Genomic DNA, 26,871 nt, shown 5'->3' with positions numbered 1-26,871 from the left:
GCCGCGTACTATTCGTCGAGGTTGAGGAAGCTTTGGTGCTCGAAATACTCAAGCATTTCCTGGAAGGTTTTGGCAGCCTGGCGCGAAGTGCGGTCGTCCTGTGCTTCCAGCGCGCGTTCGAATTGCATCAGCTGGCGGCCCAGTTCCTCGCGGGCTGCGCCGCGCAGCTGCTGGTACAGGCGTTCGCCGCGTGCCAGCATGGTGCGGAACTCGATCCGGTCGCGTGGGTGGATCTTGAGTTCGGAGAGCGCGGCGAAGCGCTCCTTGATTTCGTCGGGGCTCAGGACGCCCGGATTGCCTTCGATGACCAGCGCATGCGTCTGCTTGGTCAGCGTCACCGTGGCTTCAACCTGCAGCAGGCCGTTGGCGTCGTAGGTGAAGCGCACGTCCACGCCGTTATCCTGGCCCGCCACCTGCGCGATGGGGATGTCGATCGAGCCCAGTGAAATATTGTCGCGCACCATGCGCGCCTCGCCCTGAAAGACGTTGATGCGCAGGGAAGTCTGCTTGTCGCTGTTCGGGTAATAGCTTTTCACTTTGCTAACCGGGACCACGGTATTGCGCTCGATGATGGGATCGAAGTGGCCGTAGGAGAACTGGTCGCGCCCAAGGTGCATCGATACTTCGACGCCCAGGGAGTAGGGCGCGACGTCGGTCATCACAATTTCATCCAGCGCGGCATCGTTCATCTTCAAGCCGGCCTGCACGGCGGCGCCGAGCGCCACCACTTCGTCGGGATTGATGTCGCAGGACGGGAAGCGGCCGAACATGCGCGCCACCATGCGGCGCACGATCGGCATGCGGGTGGCGCCGCCGGCCAGCACGATGCTGTCCAGGTTGGCGGTGTGCAGGTTGGCGTCGCGCAGGGCGCGTTCCACCGGCGAGCGCAGGCGCGCCAGCAGCGGGGCGCAGATGCGCTCCAGCGCGGCCTCGTCGAGCGGCATGGAGTAGCTGGTGCCGGCATGGTGGGTCTGCAGGGTGGCCTGCGATGCCTCGCTGAGCTGGCGCTTGGCTTGCTCAACCTGCGCAAGCAGGCTTTGCATGAAGCGGCCGTCGTTCTTCAGCGCGACGGGAATGGCCGCCTGCTTGAAGAATTCATCGGTCAGCAGGTTGACGAAATCCTCGCCGCCCAGGAAGTTGTCGCCAGCCGAGGCGCGCACCTCCATCACGCCTTCGAACAGGTCCAGTACGGACACGTCGAAAGTGCCCCCGCCAAGGTCGAACACCAGGAACTGGGTTTCCTGGTCGCGCTGGTGGATGCCGTAGGCCAGCGCGGCGGCGGTCGGCTCGTTCAGCAAGCGCTCCACTTTGAGCCCGGCCAGCTGGCCGGCGGCGCGGGTGGCCTTGCGCTGGGCGTCGGAGAAATAGGCGGGCACGGTGATGATGGCCTCCGTGACCGGCTGACCCAGGGCGGCTTCGGCGTCTTCCTTCAAAGCGCGCAGGATCAGGGCCGACAGTTCCTCGGCACGGAAATTGCGCCCGCCGAGGTTGAATTGCATATTGCTGCCCATATGGCGCTTGAACACCGCCGCGCTCTGTGCCGGGTGGGTCTGGAGGCGTTCGCGTGCAGCCTTGCCGGTCAGGATCGTGCCGTCTTCGTCCACGCTGACGCAGGACGGCGTCAGAAAATCGCCCAGGCTGTTGGGGATTAAACGTGGCTCGCCATTTTGCCAAACCGCCACCAAGCTATTTGTCGTGCCAAGGTCGATCCCGACAATCATTGCTACTCCGATGTATTTTTTACAAATCAACAGACTAGCATTTATTTTTTGTAGAGAAAAGTCGTTGTATTAGAGGTAATTACCTTATTGGCGAGCGATAGGTAGTTTTAAAGGCGTTCCGCAGCACGATTGCCCACATTTTCTGGCGCGGCATGGGGGGCGGAATTACCATGGCCCACACAGTCATTTGAAAGGAGGAGGCCATGGCTAACCTGAGGCGCTACGATCCCATCACAGAACTGGCCCGTTTCGATCCCTTCCGCAACATTGAGGACTTGTTCCGCGATTTCCGGCTCGGAAACATCATGCGCGAGGGCGAAAGCCAGCAACCAATACGTATCGATGTGCATGAAAACGAGACGTCTTATACGGTGCGCGCCGACCTGCCGGGCGTCAACCGGGAAGATATCAAGGTGGACATTAACGGCAACCGGGTCAGCATTGCTGCCGAAGCCCGGCGCAGCGACGAGCAGCAGCAAGGCGGCAATATCGTGCGCAGCGAGCGCTTTTACGGCGCGCAATACCGCAGCTTCCAGCTCGAGCACGAGATTGATGACGAGCAGGCCAATGCCAAGTATGAAGGAGGGGTGCTGGAGTTGACGCTACCCAAAAAGGCCCAGCAGGGCAGCCGCAAGCTGGAAATCCACTAAACCCTGACTGGCAAAGTCAGGATGAAACTGGTGCCCTCGCCGAGGGCACTTTTTACGTCGATACGCCCGCCCAGCACGCCGTACACGATGTTGTAGACGATGTTCAGGCCGAGGCCGGAGCCGCCGCGTCCCAGCTTGGTGGTGAAGAAGGGGTCGTAGATCTTGCCCATGTTTTCCGGCGCGATGCCAACCCCATTGTCGCGCACGGTAATCGCGACCGTGTCACGGCCGGCTTCGGCGGTGATGCTGATTTCCCCGTTCTCCTGCCCCTCGAAGGCGTGGATCAGGCCGTTATTGACGAGATTGATCAAGACCTGCCCGAACGGGCCGGGGTAGCTGGCCATCAGGATGCCCGGCGCTATGTCATGGCTGACGCGGACGCCGGATTTTTTGAAGGTGGGCATCAGCACCAGCAGGATTTCGGACACCAGTTCGTCCAGTTGGAACTCGCGGCACTGCGAGGTGGCGCGGTCCACAGCGACCTGCTTGAAACTCGCCACCAGGTCGACCGCACGGTGCAGGTTGCGCAGCACGATCTGGCTGCCGTTGTTCACGTCGGCGATGTAGGCGTTCAGTTCCGAGCGCTTCACGCCGCTTTCCACCATGCCGGCGAAGGTGGTGCTCTGATCGAGCAGGGTGCTCACGGCCAGCAGGCTGTTGCCGATCGGGGTGTTCAACTCGTGCGCCACGCCGGCCACCAGCGAGCCGAGGGCTGCCAGCTTTTCGCTGCGAACCAGTTCATCCTGGGCGCGCTGCAGGGTGCCCAGGGAGTCGGCCAGTTCACGGTTGGTGTCGGCGATCTGGCGTGTGCGGACGTTGATCAGCTCTTCCAGTTCGAGTTCGCCGCGCTTGCGGTCGGTGATGTCGGTGGAGACGCCGCCCAGGGCCCAGATTTGGCCGAATTCATCGATGAGGGGGAATTTCTCGGAAATATAGGTGCGGGCGCCGCCCGCCATGGCGGGCGCGGTTTCCTCGTGGCTGGAAGCGCGCCCGCTGGCCAGCACGGCGCGGTCGCTCTGGCGCATCTTGTGCGCCACATCGGCGCTGAAGAGGGTTTCGTCGGTGCTGCCCAGTGGTTCGGGCGCGCCGTGCGGCAGGATCATGCGGAAGCTGTGGTTGACCATCAGGTAGCGTCCGTCCAGGTCCTTCACGTAGATCACGGCGGAGGACTTTTCCACGATGTTGTTGAGCAGCGCCTGGCTGCGGCGTAAAGCGGCGTCGCGCGCGGCCACGGTGGCCAGCATGGCGTTGAAGGCGGATGCCAGGCGGCCCACTTCGTCCTGCCCGGAGACGGGCGAGCGCAGGTCGTATCGCTGTTCGCGCGTGACCTGGTCGGCCACGCCGGAGAGCGCCAGCAGCGGCTGCGTGACCAGGCGCCGCATACCGGCGGCGTACAGGATGCCGCCTGAAAAGAGGGTGAGGAAGACCACCCCCAGCACCAGCCCATACTGCCGCAGGCGCGCAAAGGTGGACGCGAGTTCGTAGTCGATAGCGAGGAAGCCCACCACTTCGCGCTCAAAGCGCACGGGGGTGAGCATCGACAGCAGATTGCCATCGAAGCGGTGGCCGGGGCGTTCCAGTTCGCGCGGCCAGTTGCAGCCGCTGCCCGTGGCATTGCGGTTGAAGAAGGCGAACAGCCGTTTGTCGGCGGTGAACAGGCAGGCGCGCGCGATCTCGGGGCTGCTGCGCAGGGCGTCCAGCTTGCGGGTGGCGCCGTTGCTGTCGGCGAAATTCAGGTCGGCGTCGAGGTTCAGGGCCAGCAAGTCACTGCGGCCTGCCAGGTCTTGCACCAGGCGGGGACGGGCAACCAGCAGGTCGTAGCTGGCCAGGGCCAGCAGGGCTACCAGCATCGCCGCGATTGTCGTAAAGACCGACACCAGCAAAAGTTTGCGCTGGAGTCCTAGATCGCGAAAGAAGCCTCGGAAGCCTTTCATACGCGTTGGGTCCCATTTGCAATCGAGTAACTATCTTAGCACGCGCCGGAGTGGGCGATTTGTTGCTATCTTCCGCCTATGACCGAGGAGCCAGAACACCAGCAGGCGCCCGCAGCGCCACCCGTCGCCACGTCGCCGCTGGGGGATTGGCGCGCCCCCCTTTTCTGGATGGCGTGCGGCGCGCTGATGGCCGGCGTGGCCGGTGGCGCAGTGCTGGTGGCCCAGCGCATCGGGGTTGAGCGGGACATGGCCGCCGTTGCTGCGCTGGTTCCGCCGCCATCGGCGCCCGCCGAAATCGCAGGCACCCCGGTGCTGGCCACAACGTCCGCCGCCGCCTCGCCCCCCGCCGCACCGCCCACGCCGACTGCGAAGAGCACGCCGGCCGCGCCCAAAGTACGGGTTGCCCGAGGGGCGGCGGAACAGCAGGTGAAGGGAAAACGCGCCGGCACCGCCAGCAAGGCGACGCGTTACGCTCTGCAGGAGGGCAGAAAGGCGGGCCGGCCGCGCGCTATCCGCAGCAAGGCCGCCGGGGAGAAGTCGCTGTACTGGAAAGTTTTCAAACGCTGCCCGCTGCCCGGCGAACCCGGTGCGGTGGAATGCCGGCGCCACATCTGCAATGGCGCGGAAAAATACGGGCCGGCCTGCAAAGCGTACCGGGGGAAATGGCGCTAGAGCGCCGAGAAGGCCACAAATCCGCGCTGGTGCTCGGCTAGCTCCTGGCATGCCAGGCATGTCGCCGCGCTGGGCTGGGCCTGCAAGCGGCCGGAGGAAATGGCGACGCCGCAGCGCTGGCACTGGCCGAATGTCCCGGCCTGCAAACGATCGAGCGCAGCATCAATCGCCGCGACTTCTGCCAGATCGCGGCCCGCCAGCACCTCGCGCCGTTCGCGCAGGACGGTGGCCCAACGGTCAATTTCTTCAGGTAACATGGCTAGTCTCCACTTTTGAAGAAACTTTAACGGCCATCATGCGCCACGTCACCAGTCCCGCTTGACCTATGTCAAGTTTGGATAATTTATTCTTTCCGCGACGCGTTTGGCTCCTTGCCGCGTGAGACGCTACAATCATAGGATGACAGGATTTGACACTCACCAGGACCCGGCTTTGACTCATTCAACGATTGCGGAACGCAGCCTGCAGTGGCTGTTGGCATCGGCCACCGATGCCATGCTGATCATCGACAAGGAAGGGCAGCTATTGCTGGTTAACCCAGCGCTGGAGCTCCTGTTTGGCTACGCTCCCGGTGAGTTGCAAGGCCGGACCCTGGAAAGCCTGATCCCGGAACGCTTCCGCCACGGCCATGTCGGACTGCGCGGCAGCTATTTTGAAAGCCCGCACCCGCGCGCCATGGGTGCCGGATTCGAGCTGCAGGGCAGGCGCAAGGACGGCAGCGAATTCCCGGTTGAAGTGAGCCTGTCCCCGCTGCAGGACAAGGAAATGCAGCCGATGGTCATGGCCACCATCCACGACATCAGCGCCCGCAAAAAGGCCGAGCACGCGCTGCAGGAGAGCGAAGCGCGCATGCGCGCCATTTTCGAAACCGTGGTGGACGCTATCATCACCATCGATGAGAAAGGCACTATCGAGCGCATGAACCCGGCCGCCGAGCGCATGTTCGGCTACGCCGAAGCCGACGTGCAGGGCCGCAACGTGTCGATGCTGATGCCGGCGCCGCACCGCGAAGCGCACGACGGCTACCTGCACCACTATATGACTACCGGCGAGAAGCGCATCATCGGCAAAGGGCGCGAGGTGCAGGGCCAGCGCCGCGATGGCAGCATCTTCCCGATGGACCTGGCGGTCACCGAGATGTGGCTGAACGGGCGCCGCATGTTCACCGGCCTGGTGCGCGATATCACCGAACGCAAGGCCGCCGAGGAAAAGGCGCAGCAGCTGCTGCAGGAACTGACCAGTGCCAACGAGGAACTGACCAACTTCGCCTACGTCGTCTCGCACGACCTGAAAGCGCCGCTGCGCGGCATCGGCTCGCTGGCCGACTGGCTGGCGCACGATTACGCCGACAAGTTCAACGACGAAGGCAAGGAGCATATGCGCCTGCTGATCAACCGCGTGCATCGCATGGGCGCTCTGATCGATGGCATCCTGCAGTACTCGCGCGTCGGCCGCATCAAGGAAGCGGTGGTGCCGGTCAAGCTGGAGCAACTGGTGGCCGAGGTGGTGGACTTGCTGGCGCCGCCGCCCCATATCAAGGTCACTATCATGCCCGGCATGCCGACCGTGACCGGCGAACCGACCCGCATCCAGCAGCTGTTCCACAACCTGGTGTCGAACGCGGTGAAGTATATGGACAAGCCGCAGGGCGAGATCGAAGTCGGCTGGAGCGACGAAGGCAGCCAGTGGCGCTTCCACGTACGCGACAACGGCCCCGGCATCGCCGAGCGCCACTTTGAACGCATATTCCAGCTGTTCCAGACCCTGGCCCCGCGCGACCGCGTGGAGAGCACCGGGGTGGGCCTGGCGCTGGTGAAGAAGATTGTAGAAATGTACCAGAGCAGGGTGTGGCTGGAGTCCGAACTGGGCAAAGGCACCATCTTCTATTTCACCCTGCCCAAGAAGAAAGAGAACTGATGAACAATACAAGCAAGCCAATCCTGCTGGTGGAGGACGACCAGGTCGATGTCATGACCATCCTGCGCGCCCTGAAGGAAGTCCACGTTGGCAACCGCGTGGTCGCGATGGAGAACGGCGAAGCGGCGCTGGATTACCTGCGCGAGCCGGACAGCGAGCAGCCATGCATCATCCTGCTGGACCTGAACATGCCGATCATGAACGGCATCGAGTTCCTGCAAAATATCAAGCAAGACCCCATGCTGCGCCGCATTCCGGTGATCGTGCTGACCACCTCGGAAGAGCAGCAGGACAAGATGCGCAGCTTCGACCTGGGCGTGGCTGGCTATATGACCAAGCCGGTCGATTACCGCCAGTTCGTCGAGGTGGTGCGTTCGATTAACCTGTACTGGACCATCAGCGAGCTGCCATGACGAATGGGGCCGGCAATTCCGTCCGCGTGCTGATCGTCGAAGACGATATTGTCGACCGCATCGCCTGCCGCCGCGCCTTTGCGCAGGCGCCCGGCTTTGATTGCGAGCTGCTGGAAGCGGAGAGCGGCCAGGACGGCCTGGAGATCGCCTTGCGCGAAAAGCCGGACTGCATCCTGCTCGATTACCACCTGCCGGACCTGACCGGCCTGGAGTTCCTGGCGCGCCTGGCGGCCGAGCAGGGCGAACCGCAGCCCACCATCCCGGTCATGATGCTGACTGGCGCCGACAGCGCCACCGTGGCGGCGGAAGCCATGCGGCGCGGCGCGCGCGACTACCTGGTGAAGGACAGCGACGGCCGCTACCTCGATTTCCTGGCCGGCGCCATCGACCGCCTGCTGCGCGAGCAGCGCCTGATCGAGGAAAAACTGCAAGCCGAGCGCGTGCTGCGCCAATCGCAGAAGGAACTGCGCGAGCTGGCCGCCTACCAGGAAAAGCTGAAAGAACATGAACGCACCCGCATTGCGCAGGAAATCCACGACGAGCTGGGCGGCCTGCTGACCGGCATCAAGGCCTACATCTCGGTCGCCATCGAGCGCGGTGGCGAGCAGTCCGACCCGTTGCTGAAGGATGCCGCCAAGCTGGCGCAGGACGCCATCGAGACGGTGCGGCGCGTGATCACCGACCTGCGCCCCAGTGTGCTCGACCAGCTGGGTATCTGGCCCGCGCTGGAATGGTATTCCGAGCAAGTGGCGCAGCGCAGCGGCTTGCGCTGCACCTGCACTATCACGCCCGACGCGGCGGCGCTGGAACTGGACGCCGAGCGCAGCACCATGCTGTTCCGCGTGGCGCAGGAAGCGCTGACCAACGTTGTGCGCCACGCCGACGCCAGCGCAGCGCGGGTGCAGGTCGACACCGACGGCGAGAATGTGGTGCTGCGGGTGGAGGACGACGGCAAGGGCATCGAAAGCGCCGGCCTGTCCGACCGCGAATCCTGGGGCCTGTTCGGCATGCACGAACGCACGCGCCGCTTCGCCGGCGAACTGACAATCAGCGGCAAGGCCGGGCAGGGCACCACCCTGCAACTGCGCCTGCCTTTGGAGGACAAGAATGGGTGACAAAATCACCGTGCTGCTGGTGGACGACCACGCCATTGCCCGTAATGGCGTGCGCCTGATGCTGGGCACCGCGACTGACATCAGCGTGGAGGGCGAAGCCGGCAATGCCGTGGAAGCGATGGCCCGGGTGGCCGAACGCAGCTTCGACGTGGCCCTGGTCGACATCAAGATGCCGGGCAAGAATGGCCTGGACTTGTTGAAATCCCTGCGCAGCGAATGCCCGCGCATGGCGGTCCTGGTGCTGAGCACGTATTCGGAAGAGATTTACGCGGTACGGGCATTGAAACTGGGCGCCTCCGGCTACCTGACCAAGGACGCGCCGACCCCGACCCTGATCGAAGCCGTGCGCAAGGCGGCGGCGGGCGGCAAGCATGTCAGTCCGGCACTACTTGAAAAACTGGCAACTCTGGTGGGTGGCGGACCCAGTGGCGACCATGAGGAGCTGTCCAACCGCGAACTGGAAGTGTTCAAGCTGATCGCCCAGGGCGAGCCGCTGGTGCAGATCGGCGAAAAACTGCACCTCAGTCCTAACACGGTGACCACTTACCGCAGCCGCATCCTGGAGAAAATGGGCATGTCCAGCAATGCCGAGTTGACCCGCTATGCGCTGGAGCACGGACTGATCTGAAAGCTGTAGGGGAACCACTACAGCAACTACACAGGAAGCTTGATACCGGGAAATGCAAGCGGGCGCGATACTGTCTCCATCAAAACAAGGAGCACGATCATGAGCCCGGTAATCCCAATCACCCCTGCAAGTGCCACCAATAATTGCGCGCCAGTCGCGGCGAAATGCTCGCTGTGCAGCTTCAACCGCCTGTGCCTGCCGCAGGGTCTGGCTGAGGACGACGTGGCCCGCCTGGACCAGATCATCTCGCGCCGCCGCCGCGTTTCCCGCGACGAAGCGCTGTACCAGACCGGCGACAGCTTCCACAGCCTGTACGCTGTGCGCTTTGGCCACTTCAAGACCTTGCAGGTGAACCAGCGCGGCGAACAGACCATCGGCGGCTTCCACATGGCCGGCGACCTGCTGGGCATGGAAGCGATTGGCGCCGGCCAGCACTCCTGTAATGCCGTGGCGCTGGAAGACAGCGAAGTCTGTGAAATTCCATTCTCGCGCCTGCAGGAGCTGGTCATGCAGATTCCGGGCCTGCTGCAACAGTTCCATCGCACCATGAGCCGCGAAATCCAGCGCGAGCAATCGGTGATGCTGTTCCTGAGCCATATGCGCGCCGAACAGCGCCTGGCCCTGTTCCTGCTGAACCTGGCTGGCCGCTACGCTCAGCGCGGCTACTCCTCGACCAGCTTCCAGCTGCGCATGTCGCGTGAAGACATTGGCGGCTACCTCGGCCTGACCGTGGAAAGCGTCAGCCGCCAACTGGCCCGCCTGCGCCAGGACGGCTCGATCGTGCTGCAAAACCGCGACCTGCGCATTCTTGACCGCTCCAAGCTGGAAGCCTTGTCTTCCGGTGGCATGGCGCAAGAGCTGGCTGTCGCCTGAGCGAGTTACAAGTTTCTCACCTGTAGGGGGTGTATGGGGCAGCTTCGGCTGCCCCTTTTTTATTTCAGGTGGCTGGCGGCGATTGCGAGGGCCAGGTCCATGGTGTTGATATGGGCCTCGATCCAGTCTGGCAGGGAGTGCACGATCTGGCGCGCACCCGCTTCATCGCCGCTGGCCAGCAGGCACAGGGCCTGGTCGAGGCAGGCCAGCAGGCTATCGTGGGCGGCGCGGTGGGTGGCGGCGAGGGGATAGCCGATGGATTCCATGAGCCGGTTCTCCTCCGCCAGGTCCTCCGCGAACTCCGCCGCCAGCGTATGGCAAGCTTCGTCGAAGACCGGGTGCGGCAGGGCCTGCATCGACTCCAGCAAATCGAAGATGACCCGGTGCGACTGATCCATCACAGGGATGCCGAGTGCCAGGTCGGGACCGAAAACGATGGAATCCATGGGCGTCTCCAAATTTGTAGTGGAGATATTGTGCTTCGCGGAAACACCCACCGCCCATGACCCAGATCAATTTTTGCTTCGCAACGGCAGAGCCCGTGTTACATGAAGCGGTCGAGGATTTTCTTGCTGTGCCTGTCCAGCGCGTATTGGTCGCGGATCAGGAAGTGGATGCCATGGCTGTCCGAGACGAGCAGCGATACGCTGCCAATGCGGCGGATGTCTTCTTCGCCGCGCAGCACGAAGCTGGTCGCGCCGCGGTCCGTTTCCACCGTCCAGGTGGAGGGGCAGGCGTAGCTGCCCACGTCGACGATGCGGCTGATTTCGGGCATGAATTCGCGCCCGGCAAGCTCCTCCCGCACGACGTCGGCCATCTCGGGCGACAGGTCGGAAATCTTGTCGAGCCAGGCAACTTCCTTGCCGTCGCTGTTGACCAGGGACAGGCCTTCTTCCGGCGCCTGGATGGGGAAGGCGCGCACCGGCGAGACGCCTTCGTGCAGCACGCCGTTGGCGTCGATCAGGTTCAGTTTGCCGAAGCTGTCGCGGCTCAAATTGAAATTAGTTGTCATCTTCGCGGCTCTTTGCTTTGTCATCCAGGTCGGTGTCGACGTTGCGCGCTTGCGCCTGGTACAGGCGGTAGTAGGCGCCTTCCTTGGCCATCAGCTCGTCGTGCGGGCCTTCTTCCACCACCTTGCCGCGATCCATCACCACCAGGCGGTCGGCGCGCTGCAGCGTGGACAGGCGGTGGGCAATCGCAATCGTGGTGCGGCCTGCCACCAGGTTGTCGAGCGCCTTCTGGATTTCTTTTTCCGTTTCGGAGTCGACCGAGGCGGTGGCTTCGTCCAGGATCAGGATGCGCGGGTCGATCAGCAGGGCGCGCGCAATCGAGATGCGTTGGCGTTCGCCGCCGGACAGGCCCTGGCCGCGCTCGCCGACCATGGAGTCGTAGCCTTGCGGCAGGCGCAGGATGAAGTCGTGCGCGTGCGCGGCGCGCGCGGCTTTCATGATTTCTTCGCGGCTGGCGTCGGGCTTGCCGTAGGCGATGTTCTCGGCGATGGTGCCGAAGAACAGGAAGGGTTCCTGCAGCACCAGGCCGATATTGCGGCGGTAGTCGGACACGGCGAAGTTGCGGATGTCCTGCCCATCGAGCAGGATGGCGCCTTCGGCCACGTCGTAGAAGCGGCAAATCAGGTTGACCAGGGTGGATTTGCCGGAGCCGGAGTGGCCCACCAGGCCGATCATTTCGCCAGCCTTGATTTCCAGGTTCACGCCGCGATTGACCGCGCGGTTACCGTAGCGGAAGCCGACTTCGCGCAGGGTGATGTCGCCTTTGACCTTGTCGACTTTCACCGGCTGCACCGGGTCCGGCACGCTGGAGACGTGGTCCAGGATGTCGAAAATACGCTTGGCGGCGGAGGCGGATTTCTGCGTCACCGAAACGATGCGGCTCATGGAATCGAGCTTGCCGTAGAAGCGGTTGGCATACAGTACGAAGGAGCTCAGCACACCGACAGTGATGTTGTGCTTGGAAATCATCCAGATGCCGAACACGTAGATCACCAGGATGCCCAATTCGGTCAGGAACGAGACGGTCGGCGAGAACAGCGACCACACCTTGTTCAACTTGTCGTTGACGGCCAGGTTGTGCTTGTTGGCGGTGCGGAAGCGGGTCGCTTCGCGGGTCTCCTGCGCGAAGGCTTTCACCACGCGGATGCCGGGGATGGTGTCGGCCAGCACGTTGGTGACCTCGCCCCATACGCGGTCGATCTTTTCAAACCCGGTGCGCAGTTTGTCGCGCACCAGGTGGATCATCCAGGCGATGAACGGCAGCGGCAGCAGGGTGGCAAGCGCCAGCCATGGATCGATCGTGAACAGGATCACGCCGGTCATCACGATCATCAGCACGTCGGATGCGAAATCGAGCAGGTGCAGGGAAAGGAAGACGCAGATGCGGTCCGATTCGGAGCCGATGCGCGACATCAGGTCGCCGGTGCGCTTGCCGCCGAAGTATTCGAGCGACATGCGCAGCAGGTGTTCATAGGTGGTGGTGCGCAGGTCGGCGCCGATGCGCTCCGAGACCAGGGCCAGGATGTAGGTCTTGGCCCAGCCGAAGATCCACGCCAGCACGGCGGCGCCGGTCAGGGCGGCCATGTACTGCATCACCAGCGCTTGTTCGACCGGCTTGCCGTTCTGGTAAGGGATCAGCACATTGTCGGTCAGCGGCATGATGATGTAGGGCGGGATCAGGTGCGCGCCGGTGGACAGCAGCATCATCGTGAAGCCAAGCAGCAGCTGCCATTGGTAGGGGCGGGCAAAGCGCCACAGGCGGAACAGGGTCCAGGTGGATGGCGGCGTGTGGACCACCTTGGTGCACACCGGGCATTCTTCCTGGTCGGCTTCCAGCGGGGCCTTGCAGGTTGGGCAGGCGTTCTGTTCGACTTGCTGTAGTGGTTTTCCATCCACATGCGCCTGGTGCAGGCGGACGAAGTTTTCCTGCAGGCGGATGGCAAGCAGGTTCTGGCCCAAAGTGAAGCGCCATGCGGCCAGGCGCTGCGTGTCGTCCACCAGTTCCAGGTGGCCGACGCCGGCGTGGTCGTGCAGCTTTAGAACCATCCCACGACGATAAGCCCAGTCCTGCCATACCGTTTCCCCGGGGGCGCGTGCCATAATGCGGCGCTCCGTGATAACGACCAGGCCTTTGTTGAAGTGGAGTCGGGAGTCGAGGTCAACCTCCAGCGCGCCGAGCACGTTTTCATCAGGTGCAAGCAGGGCTGGAATCTCTGTGCGCCACCTGTCGGGAAGTTCTGTCAGGCTGAGCTCAGAGGAAAGTTGGTTTGTTATCATTGTGAATGAGACTCCGGGCACTCTTTGCCAAGTGGCAAGAATTGCGAAACAGTGGGAAAATAGAAGGACGGGCGGAGTATACCGCAAGAGGTACAAGAGCTAAAAATGACAAAAAAGAAAGATATTGAGTTTCTCCGTGTAACACACCTGCGCGGACCGAACATCTGGACCTATCGCCCGGTGATCGAGGCCTGGCTGGATATCGGCGAGCTTGAAAACTACCCTTCGAACAAACTCCCCGGATTTTACGAGCGCCTGATCGCCTTCCTGCCAGGCCTGATCGAGCATCGCTGCGGCGTCGGTGAGCGCGGCGGCTTCCTCGAACGCCTGCGCGACGGCACCTATGCCGGCCATGTCCTCGAACACGTCGTGCTCGAACTGCAAAACCTGGCCGGCATGCGCACCGGCTTCGGCAAGACCCGCCAGACGGCCGAGGGCAGCGGCATCTACAAGATGGCGTTCCGTACGCGCCAGGAACAGGTTGGCCGCGCCGCACTGGCTGCCGGCAAGGACCTGATGATGGCCGCCATCGAAGACAAGCCTTACGACCTGGCCGCCACCGTTGAAAAACTGACCTCGATGGTCGAGTCGCTGTGCCTGGGTCCTTCGACCGCCTCCATCGTGGACGCGGCGACCGACCGCAAGATCCCGCATATCCGCCTGACCGACGGCAACCTGGTGCAACTTGGCCACGGCGCGCGCCAGCGCCGCATCTGGACGGCCGAAACCGACAATACCTCCGCCATCGCCGAAGGCATTGCGTCCGACAAGGACATGACCAAGGACATGCTGAAATCGGTCGGCGTGCCGGTGCCGGAGGGCACCCTGGTGAAAAGCGCCGATGAGGCGTGGGAAGAGGCGCAGGACATCGGCCTGCCGGTGGCGGTCAAGCCATACGACGGCAACCATGGCCGTGGCGTGTCGCTGAACCTGATGACCGAGGCCGACGTCAAGGCGGCTTACGATATCGCCGTGGTGCGCGGTGGCAGCAAGAGCGTCATCGTTGAGAAATTCATCGTCGGTAACGAGCACCGCCTGCTGGTGGTGGGCCGCCGCATGGTGGCCGCTTCCATGGGCGAGTCGCTGTGGGTGACTGGCGACGGCAAGTCGTCGGTGCAGGAATTGGTGGATTCGCAGATCAATACCGATCCGCGCCGCGGTACCACCGAGGAATTCCCGCTGAATATCGTGGAACCGAAAAAATCGGAAGAAGTGCTGCTGGACCTGAAACGCCAGGGCCTGACCCCGGACTCGGTGGTGGAAGCGGGCCGCAAGGTCCTGATCCAGGTGAACGGCAACGTGGCCAACGACGTCACCGACCTGGTGCATCCGGCGGTCGCTGAAATGGCGGCACTGGCGGCGCGCACCATCGGCCTGGATATCGCTGGTATCGACCTGGTGGCGGCGGATATTTCGAAACCGCTGGAAGAGCAGGGCGGCGCGATCATCGAAGTGAACGCGAGCCCGGGCCTGCTGGCCCACCTCAAGCCCGCCGCCGGCGGCGTGGCGCGCCCGGTGGGGCACGCGATTGCCGACCAGCTGTTCGCGGACGAAGAGGATGGCCGCATCCCTATCGTGGGCGTGGCTGGCTCGCGCCAGAATGCGCTGATCGCGCGCCTGATCGGCTGGCTGCTGCAAATGGGCGGCCGCTATGTCGGCACCGCGACCGAGCAGGGCGTGTACCTGAATGGCCGCCCGGTGGCGCGCGGCCCGCTCACTGAATGGGAATCCGGCCAGCGCCTGCTGATTAACAAGAATGTGGAGGCGGCGGTTTTCGCCAACTCCAACCGCATGATCCTGAGCGAAGGCTTCTCCTACGATAAGTGCACGGTGGGCGTGGTGACCGACGCCGGCGGCCACGAGGAGCTGGGCGAGTTCTACATCAACGACCCGGAACAGATGTTCGGCGTGCTGCGCACCCAGGTGGACGTGGTGCTGCCGGAAGGCGCGGCGGTGCTGAACGCGTCCGACGCGCAAGTGGCTGAAATGGCCGAGCTGTGCGACGGCGACGTGATCTTCTACGGCCTGGACGAACATGTGCCGGCGCTCGACTCGCACCGCCAGGACGGCGGCCGTGCAGTCTTCCTGCGCGAAGGCGGCTTTGTCATGGCGGCCGGGCGCGACGAACTGGCCGTGCTGCCTCCGTCCTGCCTGCCCGCGAGCGAAGAAGACCGTACCGAAGCCGTGCTGGCGGCGATTGGCGCCGGCTGGGCCATGGGCCTGTCGCCGGACCTGATCGGCGCGGCGCTGCGCACCTTCGAGTGGAACACCAAGAAAAACTAAACGGGATTACGAGGAATGGAAGTTATTCGCACCCGCGCGCTGCGCGGCCCAAATCTGTGGAGCCACCACACCGCTGTTGAATCCATCGTGTCCTGCACGCCGGAGGAACGTTCGGTCGACAAGATCCCTGGCTTCGAAGTGCGCCTGCGCACCCGTTTCCCGCGCCTGGCGCAATTGCAGCCGGACGGCCACGCCGACACCATCCCGATGGCGCACGTGCTGGAACTGGCGGCCCTGGGCCTGCAAGCCGAAGCCGGCTGCCCGGTGACCTTCAGCCGCACCACGCCGACGCTGGAGGAAGGCATTTACCAGACCGTGGTGGAGTACACCGAGGAATCGGTGGGCCGCCTCGCCATGCAATGGGCGGAAAAGCTGTGCCGTTCGGCCATGGACGACACGCCGTTCGACCTGGCCGGCGCGCTGCATGAGCTGCACGAGCTGGACGAAGACGTGCGCCTGGGCCCATCGACCGGCTCCATCGTGCACGCCGCGATTGCACGCAAGATCCCGTTCCGCCGCATGACCGAAGGGTCGATGGTGAGCTTTGGCTGGGGCTCGAAACAGCGCCGCATCCAGGCGGCTGAAATGGATTCGACCAGCGCTATCGCAGAGACCATCGCGCAGGACAAGGAACTGACCAAGAAACTGCTGGACGCCGCCGGCGTGCCGGTGCCGACCGGCCGCACCGCCGAAGACGCGGAAGACGCCTGGAAGGCGGCGCTGGAGATCGGTCTGCCGGTCGTGGTCAAGCCGAAGGACGGCAACCAGGGCAAGGGCGTGACCGTCAACATCACCACCCGCGAACAAACCATCGCCGCCTACAACGCGGCCAAGGAATTCCGCGACGATATCATGGTCGAGCGCTTCCTGGCGGGCCACGATTTCCGTCTGCTGGTGATCGGCAACAAGCTGGTGGCGGCTGCCCGCCGCGACCCGCCGCATGTGGTGGGCGATGGCGTGCACTCGGTGCGCGAGCTGGTGGACATCGTCAACGCCGATCCACGTCGCGGCACCGGCCACGGCACCGCCTTGACCAAGATCCGTTTCGACGATATCGCCCTGGCGCGCCTGGCGCTGCAAGGCCTGGCTGCGGACTCCGTGCCGCCGATCGGCCAGCGCGTGGTGCTGCGTAATAACGCCAACCTGTCGACCGGCGGCTCCGCCAGCGATGTGACCGACGATGTGCATCCGGAAGTGGCGGCGCGCGCGGTGGAAGCGGCGCAGATGATCGGCCTGGATATCTGCGGCGTGGACGTGGTCTGCGATTCGGTGCTGCGTCCTATCGAAGAACAGAATGGCGGCGTGGTGGAAGTGAATGCCGCGCCGGGCCTGCGCATGCACCTGTCGCCGTCCTACGGCAAGGGTCGCCCGATCGGCGAGGCGATCATCAACACCATGTTCCCGGAAGGTGACGATGGCCGCATTCCGGTGATCGCCGTGACCGGCACCAACGGCAAGACCACCACGGTGCGCCTGACCGCGCACCTGGTCGCCGCATCCGGCCTGCGCGTGGGCATGACCAACACCGACGGCGTGTACGTCAACGGCCGCCAGATCGATTCGGGCGACTGCTCCGGTCCGCGTTCGGCGCGCAATGTGCTGAATCACCCGGACGTGGACGCCGCCGTGTTCGAGACCGCCCGCGGCGGCATCCTGCGCGAAGGCCTGGCCTACGACCGCTGCAAGGTGGCCGTGGTGACCAATATCGGCGCCGGCGACCACCTGGGCCTGAACTACATCACCACCGTGGAAGACCTGGCGGTGCTGAAGCGCGTGATCGTCATGAATGTGGACGAGCATGGCTATGCCGTGCTGAACGCGACCGACCCGATCGTGGCTGCCATGGCGGCCAAGTGCAAGGGCAAGGTGATCTTCTTCGGCGCCGACCGCTACCATCCGGTGGTGGCGACGCACCTGGCGCAGGGCAAGCGTACCGTGTACGTGGAGAATGGCCAGCTGGTGGCGGTGGAAGGCAAGAACGAGCAGCGTATTGCGCTGTCGGACGTGCCGATCACCTTTAACGGCACCATCGGCTTCCAGGTGGAGAACACCATGGCGGCGGTGGCGGCGGCCTGGGCGGCAGGGGTTTCGTGGGATGCGATTCGTCGCGGCCTGCTGACCTTTACCACCGACAGCCATAATGCACCGGGGCGTTTCAATATCTTCAAGTATCGCGGCGCGACCGTGATTGCCGACTATGGCCATAATCCGGATGCGATGCTGGCCTTGGTGAAGGCGGTAGATGCGATGCCGGCCAAGCGCCGTTCGGTGGTGATTTCCGGCGCGGGCGACCGCCGCGACCAGGATATCCGCGAGCAGACCGAGATCCTGGGCAAGGCGTTTGACGACGTGGTGCTGTACCAGGATGCCTGCCAGCGCGGGCGTGCCGATGGCGAGGTGGTGGGTTTGCTGCGCCAGGGGCTGCAGGGTGCCAGCCGCACCAGCAAGATCGACGAGATCACTGGCGAGTTCAATGCGATTGATACGGCGATGGACCGTTTGCAGGACGGCGACCTGTGCCTGATCCTGGTGGATCAGGTGGAGGAGTCGCTGGCTTATATCGCCAAGCGGATCGCTGCCGCTTAACCGCAGGGCCGGGGTCTGATCCTTAGGGTCGGCCCCCGGTTTTACGGGTTCCCGGACTTAAGCTTCGGAAGCCCTCACGCCGCCAACGCAGTCTTGCGCGCCACCAGCAACGCCGTCTCGCCCTCGACAAACTGCGCAGCAAACACCCGCTTCTCGGACTCCACCACGCCGTCCGCCTCAATCAGGTTGCACAGCAAATCCGCCGCCGCCACTGCCATTTTGTGCAAAGGCTGGCGCACCGTGGTCAGCTCATAGCTCAACCAGTTCGACCCCTCAACGGCATCGAACCCCACCACCGACATCCCCGAAGGCACATCGATATGCAGATGCTGGCGCGCCGCATCCACGCAGCCCATGGCCATCGCATCATTTGCGCACATCACCGCATCCGGCACCGCGCCAATGCGCGCGATCAGCTCATGCAGGCCCGCCACACCGCTGGCGTAATCAAACTGCCCATGGAACACCGGCGCCTCCGGCAGCCCGAGCTCCGTAATCCGTTCCAGCGCCCCGCGCAGCCGCTCGCGTGCAATGGAATTCTGGCTAGGACCGCCGATGATGGCCAGCTGCCGATGGCCGGCAGCCGCCAGCCGGCTTACCACCACGCGCGCCGCTTCCTGCTGGTCGCACAGCACGCTGTTCACGTCCAGGTCGCGCAGATGGCGGTTAAAGACCACCAGCGGCACCTGGCGCCGCTTGAATTCCGCCACATGGGCGGCCGTCACCGTGGATGCCGCCACCACCCCGTCCACCTGGAATTGCCACAGGTCGTTCAGGATGCCTTCGATCTCGCCCTCGTGCTGCATGGTAAAGAGCAGGGCCCGTTTGCCGCGACGGTTCAGCTGCTGTGATAATTCCGACAATGCTGCCGGGTTGTACAGCATGCTGGAATGCGACACCACGATCGCCACGATATTGCTGCGGCGCGTGATCAGGCTGCGCGCCGCCGCGTTCGGGATGTATTCCAGGCACTCGGCCGCCTTCATCACGCGCGCATAGGTCGATTTCGACACGCTCGCGCCGGGCTTGAAGCAGCGCGACACCGCCGATTGCGACACGCCGGCCACCAACGCCACATCATAGGAGGTGACGCGGCGTCCCTCCTGGAGGATGATGGCCTTTTGCTCGACGGCGTTAAGGGCGGTTTTTGGCTTGGTTGCTCGCATATCCTATAATCTTACCACATGGCAACAGTTGCTCTACGTTTATAAGCCTGGGTTGTGGCGTGCTAGCCGCGCCTTCTCTGGTAAAATACCGCCCCTTTTTCTTAGCGGACGAACACGATGGTTAACGCGTGCGGCATTGACTTTGGCACTTCCAACTCCACCGTAGGGTGGGTGCGCCCCGGCCATCCCATCATGCTGGAGCTTGAGGATGGCAAAATGACACTGCCCTCCGTGGTCTTCTTCAATGCCGAGGATGAGGAAACCAGCTATGGCCGCGCGGCCCTGGCGGAGTACCTGGCCGGCTGCGAAGGGCGCCTGATGCGTTCCCTGAAAAGCCTGCTGGGCACCAGCCTGATCGACGGCCAGACCGAGGTCGGCGGACGTGCGCTGCCTTTCCGCCTGCTGCTGTCGCAATTCATCGGCGAGGTGAAGCGCCGCGCCGAAAGCGCCGCCGGCCGCAAGTTCGAGCACGTGGTGATGGGCCGCCCGGTGCACTTCATCGACGACGATGCCGCCGCCGACCAGTTGGCCGAGGACACCCTGGCCGAGATCGCGCGCAGCGTCGGCTTCCGCGATGTGGCCTTCCAGTTCGAGCCGATCGCCGCCGCCTTCGAGTACGAATCCCAGATCGACCGTGAAGAACTGGTCCTGATCGCCGACATTGGCGGCGGTACGTCCGACTTCACCCTGGTGCGCCTGGGCCCGGACCGCGTGGCGCGCAGCGAACGCGCCGACGACATCCTCGCCACCGGCGGCGTGCATATCGGCGGTACCGATTTCGATAAATACCTCAGCCTGTCGAGCGTGATGCCCTTGCTCGGTTATGGCAGCCAGTTCCGCAGCGGCGCCGACGTGCCGTCCAGCTATTACTTCAACCTGGCCACCTGGCATACCATCAACCAGGCCTACACCCGCAAGATGCAGGCGCAATTGAGCGAGATGATCCGCGATGCGCGCGAACCGGCCAAGCTGGAACGCCTGCAGCACCTGATCGAGGAACGTGCCGGCCACTGGCTGGCCCTGCAGGTAGAGGAGGCCAAGATCGGCCTGTCGACGCAAGACCTGGTGCAGCTGCCGCTGCAGCGCCTGGTGCCGCCCGCGGTGCTGGATGTAACGCGCGAAGGCTTTGACGGCGCCGTGGGCCAGCTGGTCGATAGCGTGGGCGCGACCGTGACCCAGTTGCTGGCCGACGCCGGGGTGCAGCCGGAGCAGGTCGACACCATCTTCTTCACCGGCGGTTCCAGCGGCGTGCGCCTGCTGCGCGACCGCATTGCCGCCCTGGTGCCGGGCGCGCGCCGCGTCGAAGGCGACCTGTTCGGCAGCATCGGCGCCGGCCTGGCCAGGGATGCATTGCGCAAGTTTGGCTAAACTGCGTACAATAGCCGCCGTGAAAGCCAATCGCCACATCCTGCATGTACTGCTTGCCTTGCTGCTGGTCCTGTCCCAGCAGCTTGGGATGGCGCACGCGGTGTCGCATTGGTCGGACTACCGCCATGGCAGCGAACAGCAGCAGGCGGGCGATGCCGGCGAAAGCGGGCTGAGCGCCGGGCTGGCGCTGGATCACAATTGCAGCCAGTGCGCGGCCTTCGCCCCGCTGGCGTCGGCCATCCACACGCCGAGCTTCACCTTCCCGGCAGTCGAATACAGCGCGCCGCAAGCCGGCGCGGCCTTGGCCGCCCCGCACGGTGCGCGTACCGCGCGCGCCTACGATTCGCGCGCGCCACCCCTGGCCTGACACAACGAAACCCTTTAATTGCTGCCGCCGGCACCCCCGCGCTGCCGGCTCGCTTTCGTTTGTCGTATCCAGAGGTATAACATGAATTTCAAGTACTCCCTGCTGGCAGGCGCTGTCCTGTCGGCCGTATCCGCATTCGCCCACGCTGATGATGGCGAAGTGACCAAGGTGGTGGTCACCGCCAACCCTTTCCATAAAGGCGAGACCGAACAGATCCTGCTGCCGGCCAAAGTGCTGTCGGGCGATGAGCTGCGCGACAAGATGGCGAACTCGCTGGGCGAAACGCTGTCGTCGGAACTGGGCGTGTCGTCGTCGGCCTTCGGCGCCGGCGCATCGCGCCCGATCATTCGCGGCCTGGAAGGCGCGCGCGTCAAGATGCTGGAGAACGGCATGGCCGTTTCCGACGTTTCCGGCCTGTCGAACGACCACGCGGTGGCGGGCGACGGCGCGGTGGCGCACCAGATTGAAATCCTGCGCGGCCCGGCTGCGTTGCTGTACGGTTCGGGCGCCATCGGCGGCCTGGTGAACGTGGTCAATGAGCGCATTCCGCCAGCGCGGGAACCCAAGCTGACCGGCCAGGCCGAAGCGCGCTACAGCACCGTGGACCAGGGCCATGCCACCTCCGGCACGCTCGACGGCGCCATTGGCAAGCTGGCCCTGCACCTGGACGCCAACGCGCGCCAGTCGGGCGACTACAAGATCCCGGGCAACCGTGTGGCGGGCGATCCGGCCTCGGGCAGTGGCCGCCTGCCGAATTCGGGGACCAAAGAGAAGGGCGGCGGCCTGGGCGGTTCGTATATCGACGCCTGGGGTTATGTGGGCGCTTCGGTTTCCGGCCTGGACAACAAGTACGGCGTGCCGAGCGACGAGGGCGCGGTGATCGACCAGCACCAGACGCGTTACGATATCGACAGCCTGTTCAAGAACATCCTGCCGGGCATTGAGTCGGCCAAGTTCAAGGCTGGCTACACCGACTACCGCCACGCCGAACTGGGCGAGGACGGTGTGCCGGAAGTACAGTTCACCAACCGCGCGCTGGAAACCCGTGCCGAGATGGTGCACAAGGCGATCAATGGCTGGCACGGCACCTTCGGCCTGCAAACCGAGTTGAGCCACTTTGCCGCCAAGGCTGCGGGCCACGAGGAGGAGCACGAGGAACACGAAGGCGAGCACGAGGGCGAAGACGAGCACGACCACGGCCATGCGCACGGCGACACCGTGCCGGCCACCCGCTCCAAATCCACGGCCGCCTTCCTGGTGGAGGAAAAAGAATGGGGCCCGGTCCGCGTGAACGCTGGCGTGCGCACGGAGCGCGTCAAGCGCCAGCCGGTCACCGGCCTGGACCGCTCGTTCTCGCTGCAAAGCGGCGCACTGGGTGCGCTGTGGTCGTTCACGCCTGGTTATGCCACCGGCCTGACCCTGTCGCGCGCGCAGCGTGCGCCGACGACGGAAGAGCTGTATTCGGCCGGCCCGCACCACGCCACCATCACCTTCGACCTGGGCAATCCGGACCTGCGCAAGGAAACCTCGCGCAATATTGAATTGTCGCTGCAGAAGACCGCCGGCCTGCTGCGCTGGAAAGCCAACCTGTTCCACAACAGCATTTCCGACTTCATCTACGGCCACGTCACCGGCAAAATGGTCGATGGCGAAGGCCACGAAGGACACGATGGCGAGCAGTTCCGCGAACGCGTGTTCAGCCAGGGCGACGCCACCGTGCGCGGCGCGGAGGGCGAGATCGAGTACAACCCGCACGGCCTGGGCCTGAACGGCCGCCTGTTCGCCGACACCTCGCGCGGCGAACTGAAGAACGCCGGCAGCCTGCCGCTGCAACCGGCCACCCGCTTCGGTGCCAGCATCGGCTACCGCAGCAGCGCCTGGCGCGTCGGCGCGACCTGGATCCATGCCCAGTCGCAGGACCGCCTGGCCGCGTTCGAAAGCTCGCCGTCCGGCGCCTACAACCAGGTCAACGCCAATCTGTCCTACACCCAAAAGCTGAAGGACCTGGACCTGACCTGGTTTGTGCTGGCGAAGAACGTGCTGAATGACGAAATCCGCGTTTCGACCTCGCTGCTGAAGGATATTTCGCCCCTGCCGGGCCGTAACTTCGTATTTGGGGTGCGCGCCAAGTTCTGAGTTTGAGGCAGATCAAACCCGCCTGAAAGTCGCTTCTTATACTTTAGATAACAATCTGAGGCATGGGAGGCGGCAATGGGCAAGCGTGTTGCGGACCGGGAGCGCATCTTCCGGTGGTTTCTCGGGCCCGCGCAGCGCGGCGACCCCTACGCCCAGTTCAACCTGGCCTTGTTGTACAAGAACGGCCAGGGCGTGGACCCGGACCCGCGGCAAGCCTTCAGCTGGATGCGCCGGTCGGCGCTGCAGGGCCTTGCCTTTGCGCAGAACCAGCTGGCCGCCATGTACTACCGCGGCCATGGCACCGCCTGCAGCGACCTGGAGGCGGTGTACTGGTTCCGCCGCGCCGCGCGCCAGGGCGATCCGGCTGCCCAGCAAAACCTGGGCCAGATGTACCGCCGCGGTCGCGGTGTTTCCCAGGATGAAGAGATGGCCGTGCGCTGGTTCTGCCGTGCGGCGGAGCAGGGTGTGCCCAGTGCGCAGGCTTTGCTGGGCGAGGCTTACCTCAACGGGCGCGGCGTAGCGCCAGACTGCGAGCGGGCGCTGGCCTGGCTGCGCAAGGCGGCGGTGCAGGGCGAGGTGCACGCGCAGTGTTTGCTGGGCAGTATGTATGCGCACGGCAGCGGGGTCGAGCGCGACCCTGGCCAGGCGCTGATGTGGTACAGCCTGGCGGCCGAGGGTGGATCGGCCCAGGCCCAGTTCAGTGTCGGTGTCTTGTATGCCAGCGGCGACGGCGTGCAGCGCGACCTGGGCAAGGCGCTGCACTGGTACCGCAGCGCGGCGGAACAGGGCGATGCGGCCGCACAGAACAATCTGGGCGTGCTGTATGCGACCGGGCAGGGCGTTTCGCAGGATGAAACGGAAGCGCTGCACTGGTACCGCAAAGCTGCCGCACAGGGCCATACCCTGGCACAGCACAACCTGGAAGGCTTGCGCGGGGGCGTGCTCGATACGGCATTGCCTGACGAACAATTTCATGGCAGCATTAACTTCGATGAAGCTCTCCGTCCCCCTCCTCACCGTCGTGATGCTCGCAGCAGCCCGCGCTGACGCCGCGCCGGATTGCGGCAGCGTGCTGCAGCGTGCGCGCGAGCAGCAGGTGGCGGTGGCGGACTGGCAGGCGGGCCGCCGCGTGGCGGGCAAAGAACGCCTGCATTTCCATTCCGCGCCCGAACCGGGCTGCCGCCTGCGCGCTACCTTCGTGATCAAGGGTGATTCCCTGCACGCGCTGAACGAGTATGGCACCTTTACCGAGGTGCAATACGTGAACCCGCGCACCGGCCGCATCAGCCTGGGATGGGTGGAAAGCGGCCGGCTGGAAGAGACTATCGCTGCGCGCTAAGCGGTTTTTCGCTGACCGGCGCCAGCAAGACCGTGGCGTTCAGGCGCCCCAGCCCGGCCTGGGCTGCGACATTTTCCACCCGCAAGCTGTAGGCGCCGCGCACCAGGGCGATATTGCCCAGGCTGCGCGAGCGCTGGTTGGCCCATTTGCTGGCCACGCACAGGGTGGTCACCTGGCGCGAGTGCACCAGCATATTGTCGGCTTTGCGCCGCACTTCCACCTTGAAGGGCATGGCGCGCCCGTAGCTGGCGCGTTCCTGGCGCGGTACTTTGGCCAGGTCCACGGTTTCGATGCAATCCTCCACGCGGCGGTCGCCCAGGATGGTGATTTCCTGTTTGCTGAGGGAGTCCCCGGCGGGATTGCTGAGCTCGACCAGCAGGGTGTAGCTCAGGTCCACCGGCACCTCGACATCGACGCTGAGTACGCTGCCGGCGGCATCCAGCTGCATCGGGGCGTCTTTGACCAGGGGCGGGAACTCACACAAGGCCACAGCCGCCATGGCAAGGCCGACGACGGGCTTCTGGCACAGGCTGTAGAGGAAAGGGGTCATGCATTCACTATAGGCGACGGCTCAGTGGATTGCATCCTGCGATCGAGGAATAAACTGTTTCCGTGTATCTTTTTTGCTTGTTTCTTTGCATCGGCGGCGCGGGCCGCGATCTGGTGGTGGGAATAGAACTGGTGCGGTTCGACACGCAGTACGCCGGCCGACAGGCTCATCAGTGAGTAGAACACCTTTTTGCCCTGCCGGTCTTCGCTGATGTAGCCGCCGCGCTCGCGGTCTTCGTAGCTGTAGAAGTCGACAATTGCCGTAGCGAAATCATCGAGGATGGCCTGGCACCGTTGTTCCCAGTCCTCGCTCTGGAACAGGATCACAAAATCGTCGCCGCCGATGTGGCCGACGAAATCGCGTCCGTGGTCGCCGTGCTTGGCCAGGATGTTGCCGGTCAGCTGGATCACATCGTCGCCACGCCGGTAGCCGTAGACGTCGTTGAAGGGCTTGAAATGGTCCAGGTCCACATAGCAGACCCAGAAGCGGGTGGCGCTTTCCAGCAGGCGGTCGATATGCTCGTTGATCGGCACATTGCCCGGCAACTGCGTGAGCGGGTTGGCGTAGCGCGCCGCGGTGATCTGCATCTGCGTGATTTCGCGCATCAGGTCGTGGCCGGTGCCCATGCCGATGTAGCGGCCGCCTTCGGTGATGATGAAGCCGTTGAACAGGTGGTGGGCGTCGGATTCGGCCATGCGGCGCGACAGGTCCTGCAGGCTGGTATCGGCCTCCGCGATGATGGGCTTGGGGTCCATGAACAGGGTGCAGGGCTTTTTGCCGTACAGCTCGCGCTGGTAGGGACGGGCGAAGTGGTCGATCATGTCGAAGCGCGACACCAGGCCAAGCGGCTGGCCGGCGTCCACCACCGGGATGATCAGCAGCTTGGGGTCGGCCATGAAGATCTCGTACACCTCGTTATTGTTCATCGAGGGCGGCACGGTGGCGACTTCGTGCAGCAGCTTGCGGATGCTGACGGCATTGCGCTCGGCGGCGCGCTGCGGGTAGACCGCCACCCCATTGCGGCCCAGCACCTTGACCACTTCTGCCGGCAGCGCCTTGGCGGGCACGGCGTGCGGCCGCCCCAGGTGGTAGCCCTGGCCGTAGGCCACGCCCAGGTCGCGCAGCAGCAGCAGTTCGGCCGCCTTTTCGATGCCTTCGGCGATGACCAGCGTGTTCGACTTGTCGGCAATTTCCTGGATCGAGCGTACGAACTGCAGCTTGACCGGGTCGTGGTCGATACCCTGGATGAAGTGCATATCGATCTTGACGAACTCCGGCCGCAGCTCGGACCACAGGCGCAGGCTGGAGAAGCCTTCGCCCAGGTCGTCGATCGCGATCTGGAAGCCCATGTTGCGATAATGCAGCACCGCCTCGCGCATCAGCTCGTAGTCGTAGGTGGGCTGGTTCTCGGTCAGCTCGATAATGACGTTGGCCGGGTTGATGCCGAATTCGTGGATGTAGCCCAGGGTTTCGCCCTGCACCCCGTCAGGCTGGCGCACCAGCGATTCCGGGCTGACGTTCAGGAACAGCTTGCCCGGCAGCTTGAGTTCGGCAAAACGCTCCAGCACGATGCGGCGGCACAGGTATTCCACCTCGCGCGCCAGGTGATTGGCGCGCGCCACCCGGAACAGGTTGAGCGGAGAATGCAGCGGACTGTCCGAGGGGCCGCGCACCAGTCCCTCGTAGGCAATGATCTCCCCGCTTTGCATGTGGACGATGGGCTGGAACAGGGCGTGCAGCTGGCGCCGCTGGATAATGTCCAGCAGGTGCTGACCCAGCAGCTCGTCCGGCGCGGCGCGCAGGTAGGTCACATTATTGGGGAGGGCGGCAGAGGGGCTCACGGTGGTCCGGCGGCATTAGGGCAAC

At 64.2% G+C, this 26,871-nt stretch carries 23 protein-coding genes; 14 read left to right on the top strand and 9 right to left on the bottom strand.

The window, feature by feature from the left end; all coding sequences use genetic code 11:
• Nucleotides 1–8: 8 nt before the first annotated feature.
• Complete coding sequence (locus GTP41_RS16590) at nucleotides 9–1,721, bottom strand: molecular chaperone HscC (RefSeq protein ID WP_161026688.1); 1,713 nt, start codon at nucleotides 1,719–1,721, stop codon at nucleotides 9–11.
• A 203-nt stretch (nucleotides 1,722–1,924) separates the two neighbouring features.
• Here GTP41_RS16590 and GTP41_RS16585 point away from each other — a divergent pair, with 203 nt between their 5' ends.
• Nucleotides 1,925–2,371, top strand: coding sequence for an Hsp20/alpha crystallin family protein (locus tag GTP41_RS16585; RefSeq protein WP_161026687.1), 447 nt, complete (start codon nucleotides 1,925–1,927; stop codon nucleotides 2,369–2,371).
• Here GTP41_RS16585 and GTP41_RS16580 read toward each other — a convergent pair.
• Entirely contained in the window at nucleotides 2,368–4,221 is a 1,854-nt protein-coding gene (locus GTP41_RS16580) for an ATP-binding protein (RefSeq protein WP_229502916.1), read from the bottom strand. The genes GTP41_RS16585 and GTP41_RS16580 overlap by 4 nt on opposite strands.
• A gap of 162 nt (nucleotides 4,222–4,383) precedes the next feature.
• Here GTP41_RS16580 and GTP41_RS16575 point away from each other — a divergent pair, with 162 nt between their 5' ends.
• The gene (locus GTP41_RS16575; RefSeq protein ID WP_161026685.1) at nucleotides 4,384–4,977 is read left to right on the top strand and encodes a hypothetical protein; all 594 of its coding nucleotides are present in this window, start codon (nucleotides 4,384–4,386) and stop codon (nucleotides 4,975–4,977) included.
• On the opposite strand, the gene GTP41_RS16570 is transcribed toward GTP41_RS16575, so the two are convergent.
• The gene (locus GTP41_RS16570) at nucleotides 4,974–5,234 is read right to left on the bottom strand and encodes a TraR/DksA family transcriptional regulator (protein ID WP_161026684.1); all 261 of its coding nucleotides are present in this window, start codon (nucleotides 5,232–5,234) and stop codon (nucleotides 4,974–4,976) included. The genes GTP41_RS16575 and GTP41_RS16570 overlap by 4 nt on opposite strands.
• Before the next feature lie 175 nt (nucleotides 5,235–5,409).
• On the opposite strand from GTP41_RS16570, the gene GTP41_RS16565 reads away from it, so the two are divergent.
• The 5 genes from GTP41_RS16565 to fnr all read left to right on the top strand — a co-directional run bounded on the left by GTP41_RS16565 (nucleotide 5,410) and on the right by fnr (nucleotide 9,923).
• Nucleotides 5,410–6,894 (top strand): sensor histidine kinase, encoded by a 1,485-nt coding sequence (locus GTP41_RS16565; protein WP_229502915.1) that lies wholly within the window; start codon nucleotides 5,410–5,412, stop codon nucleotides 6,892–6,894.
• Complete coding sequence (locus GTP41_RS16560) at nucleotides 6,894–7,307, top strand: response regulator (RefSeq protein WP_161026682.1); 414 nt, start codon at nucleotides 6,894–6,896, stop codon at nucleotides 7,305–7,307. Before GTP41_RS16565 ends, GTP41_RS16560 begins: the two co-directional genes overlap by 1 nt.
• On the top strand, nucleotides 7,304–8,422 hold the full coding sequence (locus GTP41_RS16555) for a hybrid sensor histidine kinase/response regulator (protein WP_161026681.1): 1,119 nt from the start codon (nucleotides 7,304–7,306) through the stop codon (nucleotides 8,420–8,422). The genes GTP41_RS16560 and GTP41_RS16555 overlap by 4 nt, the downstream gene beginning before the upstream one ends.
• On the top strand, nucleotides 8,415–9,050 hold the full coding sequence (locus tag GTP41_RS16550; RefSeq protein WP_161026680.1) for a response regulator: 636 nt from the start codon (nucleotides 8,415–8,417) through the stop codon (nucleotides 9,048–9,050). The genes GTP41_RS16555 and GTP41_RS16550 overlap by 8 nt, the downstream gene beginning before the upstream one ends.
• A 99-nt stretch (nucleotides 9,051–9,149) precedes the next feature.
• Complete coding sequence (gene fnr, locus GTP41_RS16545; protein ID WP_161026679.1) at nucleotides 9,150–9,923, top strand: fumarate/nitrate reduction transcriptional regulator Fnr; 774 nt, start codon at nucleotides 9,150–9,152, stop codon at nucleotides 9,921–9,923.
• A 59-nt stretch (nucleotides 9,924–9,982) separates the two neighbouring features.
• On the opposite strand, the gene GTP41_RS16540 is transcribed toward fnr, so the two are convergent.
• From GTP41_RS16540 to GTP41_RS16530, 3 genes are all read right to left on the bottom strand, one after another.
• Nucleotides 9,983–10,369 (bottom strand): bacteriohemerythrin, encoded by a 387-nt coding sequence (locus GTP41_RS16540; RefSeq protein ID WP_161026678.1) that lies wholly within the window; start codon nucleotides 10,367–10,369, stop codon nucleotides 9,983–9,985.
• 98 nt (nucleotides 10,370–10,467) lie between these two features.
• Complete coding sequence (locus GTP41_RS16535; protein ID WP_161026677.1) at nucleotides 10,468–10,935, bottom strand: cyanophycin metabolism-associated DUF1854 family protein; 468 nt, start codon at nucleotides 10,933–10,935, stop codon at nucleotides 10,468–10,470.
• A complete protein-coding gene (locus tag GTP41_RS16530) occupies nucleotides 10,925–13,210 on the bottom strand; it encodes a cyanophycin metabolism-associated ABC transporter (RefSeq protein WP_161026676.1) in 2,286 nt (761 codons plus the stop codon). The genes GTP41_RS16535 and GTP41_RS16530 overlap by 11 nt, the downstream gene beginning before the upstream one ends.
• 105 nt (nucleotides 13,211–13,315) lie before the next feature.
• Between GTP41_RS16530 and GTP41_RS16525 the strand changes: the two genes are divergently transcribed.
• Nucleotides 13,316–15,493: a cyanophycin synthetase gene (locus tag GTP41_RS16525; RefSeq protein WP_161026675.1), complete on the top strand. Its 2,178-nt coding sequence runs from the start codon at nucleotides 13,316–13,318 to the stop codon at nucleotides 15,491–15,493.
• A 15-nt stretch (nucleotides 15,494–15,508) separates the two neighbouring features.
• Nucleotides 15,509–18,079 (top strand): cyanophycin synthetase, encoded by a 2,571-nt coding sequence (cphA, locus tag GTP41_RS16520; RefSeq protein ID WP_161026674.1) that lies wholly within the window; start codon nucleotides 15,509–15,511, stop codon nucleotides 18,077–18,079.
• Between the two features lie 74 nt (nucleotides 18,080–18,153).
• Here the strand turns inward: cphA and GTP41_RS16515 are convergent, their stop codons facing one another.
• Nucleotides 18,154–19,245, bottom strand: a complete 1,092-nt coding sequence (locus tag GTP41_RS16515) for a LacI family DNA-binding transcriptional regulator (RefSeq protein WP_161026673.1) — start codon at nucleotides 19,243–19,245, stop codon at nucleotides 18,154–18,156.
• Between the two features lie 117 nt (nucleotides 19,246–19,362).
• On the opposite strand from GTP41_RS16515, the gene GTP41_RS16510 reads away from it, so the two are divergent.
• The 5 genes from GTP41_RS16510 to GTP41_RS16490 all read left to right on the top strand — a co-directional run bounded on the left by GTP41_RS16510 (nucleotide 19,363) and on the right by GTP41_RS16490 (nucleotide 24,455).
• Nucleotides 19,363–20,613 carry an Hsp70 family protein gene (locus GTP41_RS16510; protein WP_161026672.1) on the top strand — a complete coding sequence of 417 codons (1,251 nt, stop codon included), beginning with the start codon at nucleotides 19,363–19,365 and terminating at the stop codon, nucleotides 20,611–20,613.
• A 19-nt stretch (nucleotides 20,614–20,632) separates the two neighbouring features.
• Entirely contained in the window at nucleotides 20,633–20,980 is a 348-nt protein-coding gene (locus GTP41_RS16505) for a hypothetical protein (protein WP_161026671.1), read from the top strand.
• A gap of 81 nt (nucleotides 20,981–21,061) precedes the next feature.
• Nucleotides 21,062–23,116, top strand: a complete 2,055-nt coding sequence (locus GTP41_RS16500; protein ID WP_161026670.1) for a TonB-dependent receptor — start codon at nucleotides 21,062–21,064, stop codon at nucleotides 23,114–23,116.
• A gap of 75 nt (nucleotides 23,117–23,191) precedes the next feature.
• Nucleotides 23,192–24,163 (top strand): tetratricopeptide repeat protein, encoded by a 972-nt coding sequence (locus GTP41_RS16495; protein ID WP_161026669.1) that lies wholly within the window; start codon nucleotides 23,192–23,194, stop codon nucleotides 24,161–24,163.
• A complete protein-coding gene (locus tag GTP41_RS16490) occupies nucleotides 24,108–24,455 on the top strand; it encodes a hypothetical protein (protein WP_161026668.1) in 348 nt (115 codons plus the stop codon). The genes GTP41_RS16495 and GTP41_RS16490 overlap by 56 nt, the downstream gene beginning before the upstream one ends.
• On the opposite strand, the gene GTP41_RS16485 is transcribed toward GTP41_RS16490, so the two are convergent.
• On the bottom strand, nucleotides 24,439–25,005 hold the full coding sequence (locus tag GTP41_RS16485; protein WP_161026667.1) for a DUF5625 family protein: 567 nt from the start codon (nucleotides 25,003–25,005) through the stop codon (nucleotides 24,439–24,441). The two genes, GTP41_RS16490 and GTP41_RS16485, sit on opposite strands and share 17 nt — an antisense overlap.
• Nucleotides 25,002–26,846 carry a GGDEF domain-containing protein gene (locus GTP41_RS16480; RefSeq protein ID WP_371867364.1) on the bottom strand — a complete coding sequence of 615 codons (1,845 nt, stop codon included), beginning with the start codon at nucleotides 26,844–26,846 and terminating at the stop codon, nucleotides 25,002–25,004. Before GTP41_RS16480 ends, GTP41_RS16485 begins: the two co-directional genes overlap by 4 nt.
• Between the last annotated feature and the right edge of the window lie 25 nt (nucleotides 26,847–26,871).

Source organism: Pseudoduganella guangdongensis, from assembly GCF_009857475.1.
In the GTDB taxonomy this organism is placed as follows: Bacteria; Pseudomonadota; Gammaproteobacteria; order Burkholderiales; family Burkholderiaceae_D; genus Rugamonas; species Rugamonas guangdongensis.
This window is presented reverse-complemented; position numbering and strand designations above follow the sequence as displayed.

Coding starts and splice junctions, on each gene's coding strand:
- GTP41_RS16590 (WP_161026688.1), bottom strand. CDS start 1,721: ATGATTGTCGGGATCGACCTTGGCACGACAAATAGCTTGGTGGCGGTT.
- GTP41_RS16585 (WP_161026687.1), top strand. CDS start 1,925: ATGGCTAACCTGAGGCGCTACGATCCCATCACAGAACTGGCCCGTTTC.
- GTP41_RS16580 (WP_229502916.1), bottom strand. CDS start 4,221: ATGCTGGTAGCCCTGCTGGCCCTGGCCAGCTACGACCTGCTGGTTGCC.
- GTP41_RS16575 (WP_161026685.1), top strand. CDS start 4,384: ATGACCGAGGAGCCAGAACACCAGCAGGCGCCCGCAGCGCCACCCGTC.
- GTP41_RS16570 (WP_161026684.1), bottom strand. CDS start 5,234: ATGTTACCTGAAGAAATTGACCGTTGGGCCACCGTCCTGCGCGAACGG.
- GTP41_RS16560 (WP_161026682.1), top strand. CDS start 6,894: ATGAACAATACAAGCAAGCCAATCCTGCTGGTGGAGGACGACCAGGTC.
- GTP41_RS16555 (WP_161026681.1), top strand. CDS start 7,304: ATGACGAATGGGGCCGGCAATTCCGTCCGCGTGCTGATCGTCGAAGAC.
- GTP41_RS16550 (WP_161026680.1), top strand. CDS start 8,415: ATGGGTGACAAAATCACCGTGCTGCTGGTGGACGACCACGCCATTGCC.
- fnr (WP_161026679.1), top strand. CDS start 9,150: ATGAGCCCGGTAATCCCAATCACCCCTGCAAGTGCCACCAATAATTGC.
- GTP41_RS16540 (WP_161026678.1), bottom strand. CDS start 10,369: ATGGATTCCATCGTTTTCGGTCCCGACCTGGCACTCGGCATCCCTGTG.
- GTP41_RS16535 (WP_161026677.1), bottom strand. CDS start 10,935: ATGACAACTAATTTCAATTTGAGCCGCGACAGCTTCGGCAAACTGAAC.
- GTP41_RS16530 (WP_161026676.1), bottom strand. CDS start 13,210: ATGATAACAAACCAACTTTCCTCTGAGCTCAGCCTGACAGAACTTCCC.
- GTP41_RS16525 (WP_161026675.1), top strand. CDS start 13,316: ATGACAAAAAAGAAAGATATTGAGTTTCTCCGTGTAACACACCTGCGC.
- cphA (WP_161026674.1), top strand. CDS start 15,509: ATGGAAGTTATTCGCACCCGCGCGCTGCGCGGCCCAAATCTGTGGAGC.
- GTP41_RS16515 (WP_161026673.1), bottom strand. CDS start 19,245: ATGCGAGCAACCAAGCCAAAAACCGCCCTTAACGCCGTCGAGCAAAAG.
- GTP41_RS16510 (WP_161026672.1), top strand. CDS start 19,363: ATGGTTAACGCGTGCGGCATTGACTTTGGCACTTCCAACTCCACCGTA.
- GTP41_RS16500 (WP_161026670.1), top strand. CDS start 21,062: ATGAATTTCAAGTACTCCCTGCTGGCAGGCGCTGTCCTGTCGGCCGTA.
- GTP41_RS16495 (WP_161026669.1), top strand. CDS start 23,192: ATGGGCAAGCGTGTTGCGGACCGGGAGCGCATCTTCCGGTGGTTTCTC.
- GTP41_RS16490 (WP_161026668.1), top strand. CDS start 24,108: ATGAAGCTCTCCGTCCCCCTCCTCACCGTCGTGATGCTCGCAGCAGCC.
- GTP41_RS16485 (WP_161026667.1), bottom strand. CDS start 25,005: ATGACCCCTTTCCTCTACAGCCTGTGCCAGAAGCCCGTCGTCGGCCTT.